The following is a 17,750-nucleotide window of genomic DNA, read 5'->3' as shown; positions in this document are numbered from 1 at the left end:
GGCCTCCTCCTCCGGTAGTCCGATCAGCGCGGCGGGACGTCCGGCGGGTTGAAGAGGTAGGGGACGAAGCTGCGGTGGTGCTCGTTCACCCGCAGCTCGCTGCCGATCGGCGGGAAGGCGCGCTGCTGGCAGTCGGTGCGCTCGCATAGGCGGCAGTTCACGCCGATCGGCACCGCCGCCTTCATGTCGGTGATGTCGATGCCCGCCGCATAGACCAGTTCCGGCGCGTGGCTGGCCTCGCAGCCCAGCCCGACGGCGAACTGGCGTGACGGCTTCAGATAGGCGCCGCCACGCTTGGTCACGGTGCGGGCGATGCTGATGTAAGTGGTTCGGTCGGGCATCTGGGCGAACTGCACCAGGATCTTGCCGGGCTGGGCGAAGGCCTCGTGCACGTTCCACAGCGGGCAGGCGCCGCCGAAGCGGGCGAAGTGGAAGCGGGTGGCGGAATGGCGCTTGGTGATGTTGCCGGCCATGTCGACCCGCACGAAATAGAAGGGCAGGCCGCGGGCACCCGGCCGCTGCAGGGTGGAAAGCCGGTGGCAGACCTGCTCGAAACTGGCGGAGAAGCGGCTCTGCAACTGCTCGACATCGTGGCGCAGGGTACGGGCCTGCGCGGCGAAGGCGCGGTAGGGCATGACCAGCGCGCCGGCAAAATAGTTGGCGAGCCCGACCCGGCAGATCGACCGCGCATCCTCGCTGGAGAACTTGGCCTGATCCACCAGTTCGTCGATCTGGTCGCCGAATTCCAGCAGCGCGATCTGGTTCGCCATGTGAAAGGCGCGGCTGGAGCTGGTCAGCAGGGCTGACAGGCGCAGCGTGCCGGTGGAGGCGTCGTAGCTGCGCATGGCGGTCTCCCCCGCCTCGTCGGCGACCATCTTCACCCGCACGTCGTGGCGGCGCTTCAGATAGGCGGCGAGTTCGTTCAGCAGCGACCCGGAATGGATTTTCTCGGTGTCCCACAGCCGTTCCGCCGCCTCGTCCAGCGGGCCGATGTAGTTGTTGCAGTAGTGGAAATAGTCTCGAACCTCCTCGTACGGGAACTGCGGGCCGGCGAAGCTGTCGCCCTCTTGACTGCTGGGTTCGCGATTGGACAGGCTGTCGGCCAGCGACTGCACCCGCTCGTGCAGCTTCTGGTAGGCTTGATGCAGGCTGAGCACCCGGCGGGCCAGTTCCGGACTGGATCCCACCACGCTGCGCAGTTCGCCCGCGGTCAGCGGCGCCCCGGCGAAGAGCGGATCGGCCAGCGCCTCGCGCAGGTCGGAGACCAGCCGGCTGTCCTCATCCTCCAGAAAGGCGGACAGTTCCAGCTCGAAGGTGGCGGCGATCCGCATCAGCACCGGCAGGGTCAGCGGGCGCTGATTGTTCTCCAACTGGTTGAGATAGCTGGGGGAAAGCTCCAGCGTCTTGGCCAGCGACGCCTGGGTCAGACCGCGCTGTTCGCGCAGGCGGCGCAGCTTGTAGCCAAGGAATAGCTTCTTTTGCATACGTATAAAATCCCGCCCGCGGGACGGCCTTGGAAATCCGCCGTTCTTCGCAATCTTAGCAATCACAAAGCCACATTTGCAAAGGGCTTCGCAACTTCGCACGTTTTTGCAAAGAGGCTGTTTGAAGCGCTGCGAAGTTTGTGAATAATCCGCGGCGTTCCGGTGAATGATTGCGTCGCTCGACGCCGGGGCGGGGACCGTCACTGCGACGCCAAAGATATGGGAACGCCCGATGCAAGACATTCTGGCCAAGTTGGAGTCCAAGCGCGCCGCGGCGCGGCTGGGCGGCGGTGAGAAGCGCATCGCCGGCCAGCACGCCAAAGGCAAGCTGACCGCGCGCGAGCGGATCGAGCTGTTCCTCGACGAAGGGTCGTTCGAGGAGTTCGACATGTTCGTCGAACACCGCTGCATCGACTTCGGCATGGAAAACCAGAAGGTCCCGGGCGACGGCGTGGTGACCGGCCACGGCACCGTCAACGGCCGCCTCGTCTTCGTCTTCAGCCAGGACTTCACGGTCTTCGGCGGCGCGCTGTCGGAGGCGCATGCCGAGAAGATCTGCAAGATCATGGACCAGGCGCTGAAGGTCGGCGCACCGGTGATCGGGCTCAACGATTCGGGCGGCGCCCGCATCCAGGAGGGTGTCGCCTCGCTGGGCGGCTATGCCGAGGTGTTCCAGCGCAACGTCGACGCGTCGGGCGTCATCCCGCAGATCTCGCTGATCATGGGGCCGTGCGCCGGCGGTGCGGTCTATTCGCCGGCCATGACCGACTTCATCTTCATGGTGAAGGACAGCTCCTACATGTTCGTCACCGGCCCCGACGTGGTGAAGACCGTCACCCATGAGGTCGTGACCGCGGAAGAGCTGGGCGGCGCCGTCACCCACTCCACCAAGTCGGGCGTGGCCGATCTGGCCTTCGAGAACGATGTCGAGGCCCTGCTGCAGCTGCGCCGCTTCGTCGACTTCCTGCCGTCTTCGAACCGTGAGAAGGCGCCGGTCCGCCCCTGCGCCGATCCGCTCGACCGCGAGGACTTCTCGCTCGACACGCTGGTGCCGGAGAACCCGAACAAGCCCTACGACATGAAGGAGCTGATCCTCAAGATCGTGGACGAGGGCGACTTCTTCGAACTGCAGCCGGAATACGCCAAGAACATCATCATCGGCTTCGCCCGCATGAACGGCTCCACGGTCGGCATCGTCGCAAACCAGCCGATGGTGCTGGCTGGCTGCCTGGACATCGACAGTTCCAAGAAGGCCGCGCGCTTCGTGCGCTTCTGCGACGCCTTCGAAATCCCGATCCTGACCCTGGTCGACGTCCCCGGCTTCATGCCCGGCACCAGCCAGGAGTATGGCGGCATCATCAAGCACGGCGCCAAGCTGCTGTACGCGTACGCCGAGGCCACCGTGCCGAAGGTGACGGTCATCACCCGCAAGGCGTACGGCGGCGCGTACGACGTGATGTCGTCCAAGCATCTGCGCGGCGACGTGAACTATGCGTGGCCGTCCGCGGAAATCGCGGTGATGGGTGCGAAGGGTGCGGTGGAGATCATCTTCCGCAGCGACATCGGCGACGCCGAGAAAATCGAGGCGCGTACGGAAGAGTACAAGCAGAAGTTCGCCAATCCCTTCGTCGCCGCGTCGCGCGGTTACATCGACGACGTCATCATGCCGCACGGCACCCGCCGCCGCATCACGAAGGCGCTGTCCATGCTCAAGAACAAGCAGCTCCAGAACCCCTGGCGCAAGCACGACAACATTCCGCTGTGAGGGCCGGCAGCATGTTCGAGAAGATCCTCATCGCCAACCGTGGCGAGATCGCCTGCCGCGTCATCCGCACGGCACGCCGCATGGGCATCAAGACCGTTGCGGTCTATTCCGACGCCGACAAGAACGCGCTCCATGTCGAGATGGCCGACGAGGCCGTCCACATCGGCGCCGCCCCGTCCGCCCAGAGCTATCTGCTGGTCGACCGCATCGTCGAGGCCTGCAGGAAGACCGGCGCCCAGGCCGTCCATCCCGGCTACGGCTTCCTGTCGGAGAAGCGCGAATTCCAGGAGGCGCTTGCGGCCGCCGGCATCGCTTTCATCGGTCCGGACGCCCATGCCATCCAGGCGATGGGCGACAAGATCGAGTCCAAGAAGCTGGCGAAGGAAGCCGGCGTCTCCACCGTTCCCGGCTATCTCGGCGTCATCGCCGACGATGAAGAGGCGGTGATGATCGCCCGCGACATCGGCTATCCGGTGATGATCAAGGCGTCGGCCGGCGGCGGCGGCAAGGGCATGCGCGTGGCGTGGAACGACGAGGAGGCGCGCGAGGGCTTCCGCTCGGCCACCAACGAGGCGCGCTCCAGCTTCGCCGACGACCGCGTCTTCGTTGAGAAGTACATCCAGCAGCCGCGCCACATCGAAATCCAGCTGCTGGCCGATGGGCAGGGCACCTGCCTGTACCTGCACGAGCGCGAATGCTCGATCCAGCGTCGCCACCAGAAGGTCATCGAGGAGGCGCCGAGCCCGTTCCTCGACGCCGCCACCCGCAAGGCGATGGGCGAGCAGGCGGTGGCTCTGGCCAACGCGGTGCAGTACAAGTCGGCCGGAACGGTGGAGTTCATCGTCGATGCCGAGCGCAACTTCTACTTCCTGGAGATGAACACCCGCCTCCAGGTCGAACACCCGGTTACCGAGCTGATCACCGGCCTCGACCTCGTCGAGCTGATGATCCGCGTCGCCGCCGGCGAGAAGCTGACGCTCCGTCAGGAGGACGTGCAGCTGAACGGCTGGGCCGTCGAGGCGCGCGTCTACGCGGAGGATCCCTTCCGCAACTTCCTGCCCTCCACCGGCCGTCTCACCCACTACCGGCCGCCGGCCGCCGACCCGCATGTCCGCGTCGACACCGGCGTGTTCGAGGGCGGCGAGATCTCGATGTACTACGATCCGATGATCGCCAAGCTCTGCACCTGGGGCTCGACGCGCGACGCGGCGATCGCCGGCATGCGCGAGGCGCTGGACCAGTATTACATCCGCGGCGTCAGCCACAACATCCCGTTCCTGGCCTCGCTGATGGCGAACCAGCGCTTTGTCGACGGGCGGCTGACCACCAACTTCATCGCCGAGGAATATCCGACCGGCTTCCACGCTTCGGACCTGCCGCCGGAAGACCCGGCGGTGCTGATCGCGGTGGCCGCGGTGATCCACCGCAGCCTGAACGACCGGGACATCCAGATCTCGGGCAAGATGGCCGGCAACAAGGCCAAGGTGCGCGACGACTGGGTTGTGGTGCTGGACGGCACCCAGCATCCGGTGCACCTGCACCCGGCTGGCGGCAGCCCGCAGCGTATCGGCTATACGGTGGACATCGCCGGCAGGCATCACACGGTGTGGAGCGACTGGCAAATCGGCGAGCCGCTGTTCCGCGGCACGGTGAATGGCGACCATGTCTGCGTCCAGGTCGACCGCGTCGGCATCGGCTATCGCCTGCACCACAGCGGGTCGCAGGCCATCGTCAAGGTGTTGACCCCGAAGGCGGCGACGCTCGACGCCCTGATGCCGGTCAAGGTGCCGCCGGACATGTCGAAGTTCCTGCTGTCGCCGATGCCGGGCCTGCTGGTGTCGCTGGCGGTGACGGAAGGCCAGGAGGTCAAGGCCGGCGAGGTGCTGGCCGTGGTCGAGGCCATGAAGATGGAAAACATTCTGCGCGCCGCGCAGGACGGAACGGTCGCGAAAATCCACGCAGCCCCGGGCAGCAGCCTGGCGGTCGATCAGAAGATCGTGGAATTCGCGTAACCGTATAATAAGAAGAACAGTACCGAGAGGAAGCGTACCCCCTTGCTCCCCTTCCAGCGGTTCATCCGACCGTTGGAAGGGGATGCATCGGGAGTAAAGCACTGCCAACATTACCTGCGCCATAAGAAGCCCTCAGGAGGCGTCGATGACCGAGTTCCCGAAGAAGACCCTTGCCGATTGGGACAAGCTGGCCGCCAAGGATCTCGGCGCCGACGGCGATATCGCCAAGCTGACCTGGAAGACCCCGGAAGGGCTGGACGTCAAAGCGCTCTACACCGCCGCCGACCTGGAAGGGCTGGAACTGGACACGCTGCCCGGCTTCCCGCCCTTCACCCGCGGCCCGCGCGCCACGATGTACGCGGTGAAGCCCTGGACCATCCGGCAGTACGCCGGCTTCTCCACCGCGGAGGAGTCGAACGCCTTCTATAAGGCCAACCTCAAGGCCGGCCAGATGGGCCTGTCGGTGGCCTTCGACCTCGCCACCCACCGCGGCTATGACAGCGACCATCCCCGCGTCGTCGGCGATGTCGGCAAGGCCGGCGTGGCCATCGACAGCGTCGAGGACATGAAGGTTCTGTTCGCCGACATCCCGCTCGACAAGATGTCGGTGTCGATGACGATGAACGGCGCGGTGCTGCCGATCCTGGCCGGCTACATCGTCGCGGCGGAGGAGCAGGGCGTTTCCCAGGACAAGCTGAGCGGGACCATCCAGAACGACATCCTCAAGGAGTTCATGGTCCGCAACACCTACATCTACCCGCCCGAACCCTCGATGCGGATCATCGCCGACATCATCGAGTACACCTCCCAGCACATGCCGAAGTTCAACTCGATCTCGATCTCCGGCTACCACATGCAGGAGGCAGGGGCGACCGCGGTGCAGGAGCTGGCCTTCACCATCGCCGATGGTCTGGAATATGTGCGGGCGGCGATGTCCAAGGGCCTGCCGGTCGACAAGTTCGCGCCGCGCCTGTCCTTCTTCTTCTCCATCGGCATGAATTTCTTCATGGAGATCGCCAAGCTGCGCGCCGCGCGCCTGCTGTGGTCGTCCCTGATGCAGGAGAAGTTCCAGCCAAAGGACGCTCGCTCGCTGGCGCTGCGCACCCACTGCCAGACCTCCGGTGTCTCGCTGACCGAGCAGGACCCCTACAACAACGTCATCCGCACCACCATCGAGGCGATGGCCGCGGTGCTGGGCGGCACCCAGTCGCTGCACACCAACGCCTTCGACGAGGCGCTGGGCCTGCCGACCAAATTCTCCGCCCGCATCGCCCGCAACACCCAGCTGATCATCGCCGAGGAAGCCGGCGTCACCAAGGTGGTCGATCCGCTCGGCGGCTCCTTCTACATCGAGCATCTGACCCATAGCCTCGCCAACGCCGCGCTGGAGCTGATCGGCCGCGTCGAGGAGATGGGCGGCATGACCAAGGCGGTCGAGAGCGGCATGCCGAAGCTGCTGATCGAGGAGGCCGCCGCCCGCCGTCAGGCCGCCATCGACCGCGGCGAGGAGGTGATCGTCGGCGTCAACAAGTACCGTCCGGAGAACCCCGAGGGGGTGGACGTGCTGGACATCGACAACACCGCCGTCCGCGAGGCGCAGATCGCCCGCCTCAAGCAGATTCGCGCCAGCCGTGACGAGGCCAAGTGCCAGGAGGCGCTGGCGGCGCTGACCAAGGCGGCCACCGAGAAGACCGGCAACCTGCTGGCCCTGTCGGTGGAGGCCACCCGCGCCCGCGCCACCGTCGGCGAGATCTCCGACGCGCTGGAAAAGGCCTTCACCCGCCATGTCGCCGTCATCCGTTCGGTGTCGGGCGTCTATGGCTCGGCCTATGAGGGCGACGAAGGCTTCAAGAAGATCCAGGAGGAGGTGGCATCCTTCGCCGCCGAGGAAGGCCGCCGGCCGCGCATCCTGGTGGTGAAGATGGGCCAGGACGGCCACGACCGCGGCGCCAAGGTGATCGCCACCAGCTTCGCCGACATCGGCTTCGACGTCGACATCGGGCCGCTGTTCCAGACCCCGGACGAGGCGGCGCGGCAGGCGGTGGAGAACGACGTTCACGTCATCGGCGTGTCGTCCCAGGCCGCCGGCCACAAGACGCTGGTTCCGCAATTGATCGAGGAACTGCGCAAACAGGGCGCCGGCGACATCCTGGTGGTGTGCGGCGGCGTGATCCCGCCGCAGGACTACGACTTCCTCTACAAGGCGGGGGCCGCGGCGATCTACGGGCCGGGCACCAACATTCCGAAGGCGGCGTCGGACATCCTGGGCATCCTGCGCAAGCAGAAGGCAGCGGCTTGATCGACGAAAGCGGGAAGAGCGAAGACTCTTCCCGCTCCTGTTTCGGGCTGCCCTGAACTGGACAGGGTGGAGCAGCGGCACTATCCTTAGCTCAGTGACGCATGATCGGGAGCCGTTCGATGTCCAGGATCGATCCAGCGAAAAAGAATGAGCTGCCGGTCTCCGATGCGCTGGAAAATGCATCCCGTGTGTCGGCCGTTGAAGCTGAAAAGAAGAAATGGATGGAAGACAATCGGGCAGCTTTTGCTGCCTATGATGCATTGGTCGACAGGCTTGGCCTTTTTGGTGAAGAGTATCGGAATTTCGAATGAGATTTCTTGACGTTTGCCTTAATCCGGCGGCGCAGGGGAAGAAGAACCATCCCATTCCCTATTTTCTGATCGTTCAGGGTGATTATGTCGGCATCGACCGAACCCGTGTTGTGGTTCCCTTGATCCGGTCGTCCGAAGTTGAGACTCCAATTCCCAAGATCATGCCGTCGATCACGGTCGGCAACGAAGACTTCGTGGTTGTGACGCCGCAGATTGTCGCTTTGCCGGTTGCAAAAATTGGTGTCGTCATCGCCTCGGCTCTTCATGCTCAATCCGACATCCGCCGCGCCATCGATGTTCTGACAGGCGACTTTTGACGGTCACCTCCGAAACCGACCTTTACGCGCCCGTCAAAGCCTTCCTCGAAGCCCAGGGCTATGACGTGAAGGCGGAGATTCACGGCTGCGATCTCGTCGCCACGCGCGGGGGCGAGCCGCCGGTGATCGTCGAGTTGAAGAAGCGCTTCACGCTCGACCTCGTGCTGCAGGGGGTGGACCGGCTGGCGATCAGCGACAGCGTCTATCTTGCCGTGCCGCAGCCGGGGCGCAAGGCGACCGGGCCGTCGCCGCTGGACAGCGATGTGAAGAAGCTCTGCCGCCGGCTGGGGCTAGGCCTGCTGATGGTCGATCCGGGCCTGGCGGAGGGGCAACGCGTCGCCGTGCTGCTCGATCCGGTTCCCTACACACCGCGCAAGGACAAGAAGCGTGCTCACCGGCTGCTGGGCGAGCATGCCCGCCGGGTCGGCGATCCCAACCGCGGCGGCTCTACGCGGGTGTCCATCGTCACCGCCTACCGCCAGGACGCGCTGCGCATCGCACGCATGCTGCGCGACGGGCCGCTGACCGTGGCGGCGCTGCGCAAGGCGGGGGCGCCGAAGGATGTCGGGCCGATGCTGCTGCGCAATGTCTATGGCTGGTTCGAACGGGTGGGGCGCGGCACCTACGGGCTGACCCCGGCGGGCGTGCAGGGGGTGGAGGCATTCGCCCATGCGCTGGCGGAGGGGTGACACCCCACGCCGCCAAGCCTATGATTTGGTGCTGCCAATCCACAATCACATAGGCTGGAGCCCGCTTTGTCGGACTACATCAGCAATCTCGTCGTCTTCTTCGTCGTCGTCGATCCGCCCGGGCTGGTGCCGCTGTTCATCGCGCTGACCCGAGGATTCGAAGACCGCCACAAGCGCATCATCGCCCTGCGCGGCACCGCCATCGCCTTCGTGGTGCTGGTCTTCTTCGCCTATTTCGGCAAGGTGGTGCTGCAGACCCTGTCCATCGAGATGCCGGCCTTCCGCATCGCCGGCGGGGCGCTGCTGTTCTGGATCGCCTTCGAGATGCTGTTCGCCAAGCGCTCCGAACGGAAGGAGCGCGACACCGGCGAAGCGTTGACCGATGAAGACGCCCACGACATCGCCGTCTTCCCGCTGGCGGTGCCGCTGATCGCCGGGCCGGGCGCCATCACCTCCATCCTGCTGCTGATGGACCGCACCGGCGGCACGGTGGCGGGACAGGTCAGTGTGCTGGGCGCGGCGGCGACGGTGATCGGTGGGGTGACGCTGATCCTGCTGGGCGCCGACCGGGTCGGGCGGCTGCTGGGCCGCACGGTGATCCACACGGTCAGCCGGGTGCTGGGCATCGTGCTGGCGGCGCTGGCGGCGCAGACGGTGATTTCCGGAATCACGGCGGTTTATCCGCCCCACTGACGGGCACTCCCCGATCGTTCCGGTCCAATCACTCCGTATGTCCCGCCGATCCCTTGTGCTGTCGGGTTTAAGCCTGAAAGACTAGTCCCCTTTCCACGGCAGTCGCTCACTCTACATGGCCTCCTGACACAGCGGCGCCGGGCATCGGCCCAGCGTGAGCGTTTCCACGCGCCCAACAAAAGAGGCGGCGGCCATGGAACTCGATCCATTGATCCTGTCGCGGATTCAGTTCGCGTTCACGATCTCTTTCCACATCCTGTTTCCCAGTTTCACCGTGGGGCTCGCCTGCTGGATCGCGCTGCTGGAAGCGCTTTGGGTCGGCACCGGCAAGGGCATCTATCGCAGCCTGTCGGAATTCTGGACGCGAATCTTCGCGTTGTCCTTCGGCCTGGGCGTGGTGTCCGGCATCGTGATGTCCTATCAGTTCGGCACGAACTGGAGCCGCTGGTCCGACACGGTGGGCAACGTCCTGGGCCCGCTGATCCAGTACGAGGTGGTGACTGCCTTCTTCCTCGAGGCCGCCTTCCTGGGCATCATGCTGTTCGGGCGCGACCGGGTGCCGCGCGGCATCCACCTGATGGCCGCCTGCCTCGTGGCGCTTGGCACGCTGCTGTCCTCCTTCTGGATCCTGTCGGCCAACAGCTGGATGCACACGCCGGCCGGCTTCGAGATCCGGGACGGCCGCTATTTCGTCACCGACTGGTGGCAGGTGGTGTTCAACCCGTCCTTCCCCTATCGCCTTGCCCATATGGTGACGGCGATGTTCCTGACGACCAGCTTCGTTGTCGCCGGGATCAGCGCCTTCTATCTGCTGACGCGCCGCCATTTCGATCATGCGAAGCTGGGGCTGAGCATGGCGCTGGCGCTGATCACCGTGCTGGCGCCGCTGCAGATCTTCTTAGGGGACGAGCATGGGCTGAACACGCTGGAACATCAGCCGGCCAAGATCGCGGCGATGGAAGGCAATTGGGAGGGCGGACCACGCGCGCCGCTGATCCTGTTCGGCATTCCCGACGTGGAGAAGGAGACCAACCACTGGGAGGTCGGCATCCCGGCGCTGTCCAGCCTGATCCTGACCCACGACTTCGACGGCAGCGTCCCCGGCCTGAAACAGTTCCCGGTGGACGAGCGGCCCGACCCGCGCATCATCTTCTGGACCTTCCGGCTGATGGTCGGCATCGGCTTCCTGATGCTGGCGGTGGCGGTGGTGCATCTGGTGCTGCGCTTCCGCGGGCGGCTGTACGGCAGCGACTGGTTCTTCCGCGTGCTGGTCGGCTGCATGCCCATCGGCTTCATCGCCATCCTGGCCGGCTGGTTCACCACCGAGATCGGGCGCCAGCCCTGGGTCGTCTACGGCCATATGCGCACGGCCGATGCGGTCACGCCGTCGCTGACGACGGAAGCGGCGCTGATCTCGCTGCTGTCCTTCGTCGTCGCCTACGCCATCATCTACGGCGCCGGCACCTATTACCTGATCCGCCTGCTGCGGATCGGCCCGACGCATGTCCATGACGCCAAGCAGCCGCCGGAGGCGCAACGGCCCAAACGGCCGCTGTCCGCCACCGACCAGTCCATCGAACCAGCGGAGTGACCCCCATGCAGGAAATAGCGGAAGGAAGCCTGCTGACCCTGATCTGGGTCGGGATCGTCGGCTTTGCGGTGTTCATGTATGTGCTGATGGACGGCTTCGACCTCGGCATCGGCATCCTGTACCCGTTCGCACCGACTGAGGAGGACCGCGACACCATGATGAACACGGTGGCGCCGGTCTGGGACTTCAACGAGACCTGGCTGATCCTGGGCGGGGCGGGGCTGTTCGCGGCCTTTCCCATCGCCTATGCCGTGGTTCTGCCGGCGATGTACATCCCGCTGCTGGTCATGCTGATCGCGCTGATCTTCCGCGGGGTGGCGTTCGAATTCCGCTTCAAGGCGCGGGCGGGCCGGCATTGGTGGAACCGCTCCTTCTTCTTCGGATCGCTGCTGGCGACCTTCGCGCAGGGGGTCATCCTGGGCTCCTTCATCCAGGGCATTCCGGTGGAGGGGCGGCAGTTCGTCGGCGGCATGCTGCACTGGCTCTCCCCCTTCGCGCTGTTCTGCGGGGCGATGCTGGTGGTGGGTTATGCGCTGCTGGGGGCGACGTGGCTGATCTGGCGGACCATCGGGCCGCTGCAGGACTGGTGCTATCGCATGGCGCGGGGGCTGATGCTGGTGGTGCTGGCGGGGGTCGCGGTGGTCAGCCTGTGGACGCCCTTCCTGCTGCCGCAGATCGCCGAGCGCTGGTTCTCCATGCCCAACATGATCTTCCTGTCGCCGGTGCCGATCGTCACCGCGGTGCTGGCCTTCGCCCTGTGGCGGGCCATCGACAACAGCCGGGAGGTGGCGCCCTTCGTGCTGTCGATGGCGCTGTTCGCCCTGTCCTATCTCGGCCTCGCCATCAGCCTGTGGCCGCACCTGATCCCCCCCGGCGTCACCGTGTGGGAGGCGGCCAGCCCGCCGGAGACGCAGGTCTTCCTGCTGGTCGGCATGGCCTTCCTGATCCCGTCGATCCTGGGCTACACCGCCTATTCCTATTGGGTGTTCCGTGGAAAGGTGACGGGCAGCTTCGGTTACCATTGAGCGGAGGAGGCGCCCCGTCCTAAAAACGGGCCGGATCTCGGGGCAAGTGAAAGGGTTGGGGCCATGGATATCGACATCAGCTTTGCCGAGGCGATGCTGCGCCGTGGCGCCGGCCTGCTGGAAACCGGACCGGATGAAGCGGGGACCGATCCCTTCGCGGTTCTGGCCCGGCTGCTGGCCGCCGCCGCCGCGACCGACGCGCCGCTGGTGGTGCTGAGCGAGGGTGGCAGCCATTCCACCCTGTTCGACGAGGCCGCCCGCCGTGCCGGGGACCCGCTGACCGCCCGGCTCGCCGGCCTCGCCGCCACCCGCCAGGGCGAGCGCGCCACGATGTACGAGTTCGACGGCACCGGGCCGCTGACCGGCAATCGCATCGTCGCCGCCCTGTTGCGGCCGGAGGAGCGGCCCGACCTGCTGCATGTCTACATCGCCGTCGGCCGGCTGCGCGGGGGAGAGGCGCAGATCACCGTGCCGCCGGCGCTTCTGCGGTTCGACGCCGCGGCGTTGGGCCAGACGCTGGGGCTGCTGGGCGATGCGGTGTCGCGCAGCGCGAACGCCGCCACCGCGGCGCTGGCCCACGCTGCCGCCGTGCTGCCGATGGAGGGTCATGAGCAGGGCGGCATGCCGGCGGCGCTGCTGGACCTCTACTGGCATGCGCTGACGCTGGCGTCGGTGCGGGCGGATGGCGGATTGGCGACGATGACGCCGGAGGGGAGTGCGTGAGGGGCAAGCCCCGCCTCCTTCGCAAATCATTTGAAACTCTTTCCCGCGCTGCCGATCTGGTGACAGAGTCGACGTCGGTGAAATACTGCGTCATATCGTCACCAGTTCATCGGGAGCAGCCATGCGCCAGCGCCTCCGCTTCTATCTCGGCGACGAGCTTCGGGAGATCGATGCGGTCGATCCCACCTTGACCGTGCTGGACTGGCTGCGGCTGTCGGAACGGCGGGTCGGCACCAAGGAAGGCTGTGCGGAAGGCGATTGCGGCGCCTGTACCGTGGTGGTCGGGCGGCTGGACGGCGATACGCTGCGCTATGAGGCGGTGAACGCCTGCATCCGCTTCCTCGCCACGCTGGACGGTTGCCGGCTGCTGACGGTGGAGCATCTGAAGGGACCGGACGGCGCGCTGCATCCGGTGCAGCAGGCGATGGTCGATTGCCACGGCTCGCAATGCGGATTCTGCACGCCGGGCTTCGTCATGTCGCTGCTGGCGCTGTACCTGAACGAGGAGCGGCCCGACGGGCAGCGGATCGACGACGCGCTGGCGGGAAACCTGTGCCGCTGCACCGGCTATGAGCCGATCGTCCGCGCCGCCCATGCCATGTACGGGATCGGTGAACGGGATGCTGACCGCTTCGCCGACCGCGAAGCGTGGGCGGAAAAGCTGACGGCCCTGCGGGACGAGGAAATCCTCAGCGTCGGAGCCGGCGGGCGCCGTTTCCTGGCGCCGGCCACCGTGCCGCAGCTGGCGCAGCTCCTGCTTGACAATCCCGGCGCCACCATCGTGGCGGGGGCGACGGATGTCGGGCTGTGGGTGACCAAGTTCCAGCGCGTGCTGGCCACCGTGATCTACACCGGCCGGGTCCGCGACCTGCGGCGGATCGTGGATCGCGGCGACGAGCTGGTGATCGGGGCCGGCGTGACCTACAGCGACGCAGCGGAGGGGATCGCGGCGCTCTATCCCGATTTCGGCGAGCTGATCCGCCGCATCGGGGCGGAGCAGGTGCGCAACATGGGCACCATCGGCGGCAACATCGCCAACGGCTCCCCCATCGGCGACTCCCCGCCGGCGCTGATCGCCTGCGGCGCCACCCTGCGGCTGCGGCGCGGCGGGGAGACGCGGGAGATGCCGCTGGAGGACTTCTTCATCGAATACGGCAAGCAGGACCGCCGCGAGGGCGAATTCGTCGAAGCGGTGATCCTGCCCAAACCGGTGGCGGGCATGCGGTTCCGTGCCTACAAGATCGCCAAGCGCTTCGACCAGGACATCTCCGCCGTCTGCGGCGCCTTCCGCCTGACGCTGGACGGCGAGGGGCGCGTCGCCGACATCCGGATCGCCTTCGGCGGTATGGCCGGCACGCCAAAACGCGCCGGCGCGGCCGAAGCGCTGCTGCTGGGCCGTCACTGGACCGAGGAAGTCGTGACCCAGGCGATGGACGCACTGGCCGGCGACTACGCGCCGCTGAGCGACTGGCGGGCCAGCGCGGGCTATCGCTCCATGGTGGCCGCAAATTTGCTGATGAAGCTGTATGTCGAGACCAGCGACCCGGCGGCGGACACCCGTCTGGTCGGCGACCGGAGGCTTGCACATGCCTGACGTCACGACCCCCATCGCCCCCGCCCCGGCCCGGATCGAGGGCGCCGTCCATGACTCCCGCCGGCATGAAAGCGCGCACAAGCATGTCAGCGGCGAGGCGGTCTATGTCGACGACATCGCCGAGCCGGCCGGGCTGCTGCACGTCTATCTGGGGCTGAGCAGCCGGGCGCATGCGCGCATCCGCTCCATCGACCTCTCGCCGGTGCGCCACGCGCCAGGCGTGGTGGCGGTCTTCACCGCCGGCGACGTGCCTGGGGTGAACGATATCGGCTGCATGGGCAAGCATGACGAGCCGCTGTTCGCCTCGACCCTGGTCGAGCATGTCGGGCAGCCCATCTTCGCCGTCGCCGCCGAAACCCGCGATCAGGCCCGCCGTGCCGCCAAGCTGGCGGTGGTCGAGTATGAGGATCTGCCGGCCGTCCTGACCATCGCCGCCGCCCGCGACGGCGAGCGGACGCTCGTCACCCCGCCGATGACACTTAGGATGGGCGACGCCGATGCGGCGCTGGCCGCGGCGCCGCACCGGGTGGAGGGGCGGCTCGCCATCGGCGGGCAGGAGCATTTCTACCTGGAAAGCCAGATCGCCATGGCGGTGCCCGGCGAGGACCAGGAGGTGCTGATCCATGTCTCCACCCAACACCCGACGGAGGTGCAGCACATCGTCGCCCATGTGCTGGACGTGCCGGATGCCGCGGTGACGGTGGAGGTGCGGCGGATGGGCGGCGGTTTCGGCGGCAAGGAGACGCAGTCGAACCTGTTCGCCGCCTGCACCGCCCTGGTCGCCAAGCGCACCGGCCGCGCCGCCAAGCTGCGCCCCGACCGCGACGACGATTTCCAGGTCACCGGCAAGCGCCACGATTTCGAGATCGACTATCGCGTCGGCTTCGACGATAGCGGGCTGATCCAGGGCGTCGACATGCTGTTTGCGGCACGAGCCGGCTATGCCGCGGATCTGTCGGGGCCGGTGACGGACCGTGCGCTGTTCCATGCCGACAACGGCTATTTCTATCCGGCGGCGCGGCTGGAATCGCTGCCGCTGAAGACCAACACGGTGTCCAACACGGCGTTCCGCGGCTTCGGCGGTCCGCAGGGTATGGTCGCGGCCGAACGTGTGATCGACGAGATCGCCTTCGCCCTGGGCAAGGACCCGCTGGAAATCCGCAAGCGGAACTTCTACGGCACCGATCCCGAGAGGGATGGCCGCAACCTGACGCCCTATCACCAGACCGTCACCGACAACATCCTGCCCGAACTGGTGGCGCAGTTGGAGGAAAGCAGCGGCTATTGGGCGCGCCGGGAGGAAATCCACGCTTTCAACGCCACCAGCCGCATCCTGCGCAAGGGGCTGGCGCTGACGCCGGTGAAGTTCGGCATCTCCTTCACCGCCAGCCATTACAACCAGGCCGGCGCTCTGGTCCATGTCTACACCGACGGCAGCATCCAGCTGAACCATGGCGGCATCGAGATGGGGCAGGGGCTCTACACCAAGGTCGCCCAGGTGGTGGCGGAGGAGTTCCAGGTCGATATCTCCACCATCCGGGCGACCGCCACCAGCACCGGAAAGGTGCCCAACACCTCCGCCACCGCGGCATCCTCCGGTTCCGACCTGAACGGCAAGGCGGCGCAGGCGGCGGCCCGCACCATCAGGGAGCGTTTGGTCGCCTTCGCGGCGGAGAAATGGGACGTGGCGCCGGACGCGGTGCGATTCGAGCGCAACCGGGTGCTGGTCGGCGATAGCGACATGAGCTTCGCGGAACTTGTGCGTGCAGCCTACATGGCGCGGGTGCAGCTGTCGGCCACCGGCTTTTACAAGACGCCGAAGATCCATTGGGACCGCGCGGCCGGGCGCGGCACGCCCTTCTATTACTTCGCCTATGGCGCCGCCTGCGCCGAGGTGACGGTGGACACGCTGACCGGCGAGTATGTGGTCGACCGGGTGGACATCCTGCACGATTGCGGCCGCTCGCTGAACCCCGCCATCGACAAGGGGCAGATCGAAGGCGGCTTCGTCCAGGGCATGGGCTGGTTGACCATGGAGGAACTGTGGTGGGACGGGCAGGGCCGCCTGCGGACGCATGCCCCCAGCACCTACAAAATCCCGGCTTGTTCGGACCGTCCGCGCATCTTCAATGTCGCGCTGCTGGAGAATGCGCCGAACCGCGAGGACACCATCTTCCGCTCCAAGGCGGTGGGCGAGCCGCCCTTCATGCTGGGCATGTCGGTGTTCCACGCCCTGTCCGACGCGGTGGCGAGCGTCGCTGGGCACCGGGTCTGTCCCAGGCTCGACGCGCCGGCCACGCCGGAGCGGGTGCTGAGCTGCATCGCGGCGTTGCGGGAGCGGGCGGCGGCTTCCCCCCGACAATGACCGCACTCTCCACTACCCTCTCCAACTGGCTGTACCATAACCGGCCCGCCATTCTCGTCACCGTCGCCGAGGCGCGTGGCTCCACCCCGCGGGAGGAGGGGGCCGGCATGCTGGTGGGGCGGGAGGCCTGCGCCGGAACGGTCGGCGGCGGTCGGCTGGAATGGACCGCCATCGCCACCGCGCGTCGGATGCTGGAGGACGGCACCGCCGCCGAGACGCTCGACCTCGCGCTGGGGCCGGCGACCGGCCAGTGCTGCGGCGGGCATGTCGTGCTTCGGCTGGAGCGGGCCGAAAGCGGCACCGTGGCGGCTTTGCAGGAACGGGAGCGCCGGGCGCTGGACGCGCGGCCGACCCTGCTGCTGTTCGGGGCCGGGCATGTCGGGCGGGCCATGGCGACGGCCTTCGCGCCGCTGCCGCTGTGCCTGCGGTGGATCGACGGCCGGGCGCAGGAGTTTCCCGAGACCATCCCGGCCGGGGTGGAGCGCATCCTGACCGAAAGCCCGCTCGATCCGCTGGGGGCGGCACCGGCCGGGGCCGGCTATCTGGTGCTGACCCACAGCCACGCGCTGGACTTCGAGATCGCCGAGGCGGCGCTGCGCCGGGGCGACGCGGCTTATGTCGGCATGATCGGGTCCGCGACGAAGCGGGCGAAGTTCGAGCGCTGGTTCCGGGCGCGGGGGCGGGATGTGCAAGCACTGGAGGGGCTGACCTGCCCCATCGGTGCGGCGCTGACCGGCGACAAGCGGCCGGAGGTGATCGCGGCCCTGGTCGCGGCCGAACTGCTGGTGGCGTTTGCGGTTCCCTCCTGTGTCCCCCTCTCCCCCCCGCTCACGCACAAACTTCGTTTGCGCTGACGCGACAGGCGGACCTCCGGTCCGCCGA

The 17,750-nt window shown here is 66.8% G+C and carries 14 protein-coding genes; 13 read left to right on the top strand and 1 reads right to left on the bottom strand.

Translation table 11 applies throughout. The features are described from left to right. Positions 1-23: 23 nt before the first annotated feature. A complete protein-coding gene (locus FZ983_RS25630; protein ID WP_149226737.1) occupies positions 24-1,484 on the bottom strand; it encodes a short-chain fatty acyl-CoA regulator family protein in 1,461 nt (486 codons plus the stop codon). A 232-nt stretch (positions 1,485-1,716) separates the two neighbouring features. Here FZ983_RS25630 and FZ983_RS25625 point away from each other — a divergent pair, with 232 nt between their 5' ends. The 13 genes from FZ983_RS25625 (at position 1,717) to xdhC (ending at position 17,722) form a co-directional block, all read left to right on the top strand. Next, positions 1,717-3,249: an acyl-CoA carboxylase subunit beta gene (locus FZ983_RS25625; protein ID WP_149226735.1), complete on the top strand. Its 1,533-nt coding sequence runs from the start codon at positions 1,717-1,719 to the stop codon at positions 3,247-3,249. Positions 3,250-3,260: 11 nt separating this feature from the next. Next, complete coding sequence (locus FZ983_RS25620) at positions 3,261-5,261, top strand: acetyl/propionyl/methylcrotonyl-CoA carboxylase subunit alpha (protein ID WP_149226733.1); 2,001 nt, start codon at positions 3,261-3,263, stop codon at positions 5,259-5,261. Between the two features lie 145 nt (positions 5,262-5,406). Beyond that, on the top strand, positions 5,407-7,560 hold the full coding sequence (gene scpA / locus FZ983_RS25615) for a methylmalonyl-CoA mutase (RefSeq protein ID WP_149226731.1): 2,154 nt from the start codon (positions 5,407-5,409) through the stop codon (positions 7,558-7,560). Between the two features lie 119 nt (positions 7,561-7,679). After that, entirely contained in the window at positions 7,680-7,871 is a 192-nt protein-coding gene (locus FZ983_RS25610; protein ID WP_188092506.1) for a type II toxin-antitoxin system CcdA family antitoxin, read from the top strand. Then, complete coding sequence (locus tag FZ983_RS25605) at positions 7,868-8,188, top strand: CcdB family protein (protein WP_149226727.1); 321 nt, start codon at positions 7,868-7,870, stop codon at positions 8,186-8,188. Before FZ983_RS25610 ends, FZ983_RS25605 begins: the two co-directional genes overlap by 4 nt. Further along, positions 8,185-8,877: a DUF2161 family putative PD-(D/E)XK-type phosphodiesterase gene (locus FZ983_RS25600; protein WP_149226725.1), complete on the top strand. Its 693-nt coding sequence runs from the start codon at positions 8,185-8,187 to the stop codon at positions 8,875-8,877. Before FZ983_RS25605 ends, FZ983_RS25600 begins: the two co-directional genes overlap by 4 nt. A gap of 66 nt (positions 8,878-8,943) precedes the next feature. Further along, positions 8,944-9,570, top strand: coding sequence for a MarC family protein (locus FZ983_RS25595; RefSeq protein WP_149226723.1), 627 nt, complete (start codon positions 8,944-8,946; stop codon positions 9,568-9,570). 193 nt (positions 9,571-9,763) lie between these two features. Continuing rightward, entirely contained in the window at positions 9,764-11,161 is a 1,398-nt protein-coding gene (locus FZ983_RS25590) for a cytochrome ubiquinol oxidase subunit I (protein ID WP_149226721.1), read from the top strand. Positions 11,162-11,166: 5 nt separating this feature from the next. After that, the gene (cydB, locus tag FZ983_RS25585) at positions 11,167-12,186 is read left to right on the top strand and encodes a cytochrome d ubiquinol oxidase subunit II (RefSeq protein ID WP_149226719.1); all 1,020 of its coding nucleotides are present in this window, start codon (positions 11,167-11,169) and stop codon (positions 12,184-12,186) included. Positions 12,187-12,249: 63 nt separating this feature from the next. Next, positions 12,250-12,909 carry a hypothetical protein gene (locus tag FZ983_RS25580; RefSeq protein ID WP_149226717.1) on the top strand — a complete coding sequence of 220 codons (660 nt, stop codon included), beginning with the start codon at positions 12,250-12,252 and terminating at the stop codon, positions 12,907-12,909. A gap of 121 nt (positions 12,910-13,030) precedes the next feature. After that, positions 13,031-14,503 (top strand): xanthine dehydrogenase small subunit, encoded by a 1,473-nt coding sequence (gene xdhA / locus FZ983_RS25575; RefSeq protein WP_149226715.1) that lies wholly within the window; start codon positions 13,031-13,033, stop codon positions 14,501-14,503. Beyond that, on the top strand, positions 14,496-16,868 hold the full coding sequence (gene xdhB, locus FZ983_RS25570) for a xanthine dehydrogenase molybdopterin binding subunit (protein ID WP_149226713.1): 2,373 nt from the start codon (positions 14,496-14,498) through the stop codon (positions 16,866-16,868). The genes xdhA and xdhB overlap by 8 nt, the downstream gene beginning before the upstream one ends. Then, positions 16,865-17,722 (top strand): xanthine dehydrogenase accessory protein XdhC, encoded by an 858-nt coding sequence (gene xdhC / locus FZ983_RS25565; RefSeq protein WP_149226711.1) that lies wholly within the window; start codon positions 16,865-16,867, stop codon positions 17,720-17,722. Before xdhB ends, xdhC begins: the two co-directional genes overlap by 4 nt. Positions 17,723-17,750: the final 28 nt, after the last annotated feature.

It is taken from the genome of Azospirillum sp. B21 (assembly GCF_008364825.1).
GTDB lineage: Bacteria > Pseudomonadota > Alphaproteobacteria > Azospirillales > Azospirillaceae > Azospirillum.
This window is presented reverse-complemented; position numbering and strand designations above follow the sequence as displayed.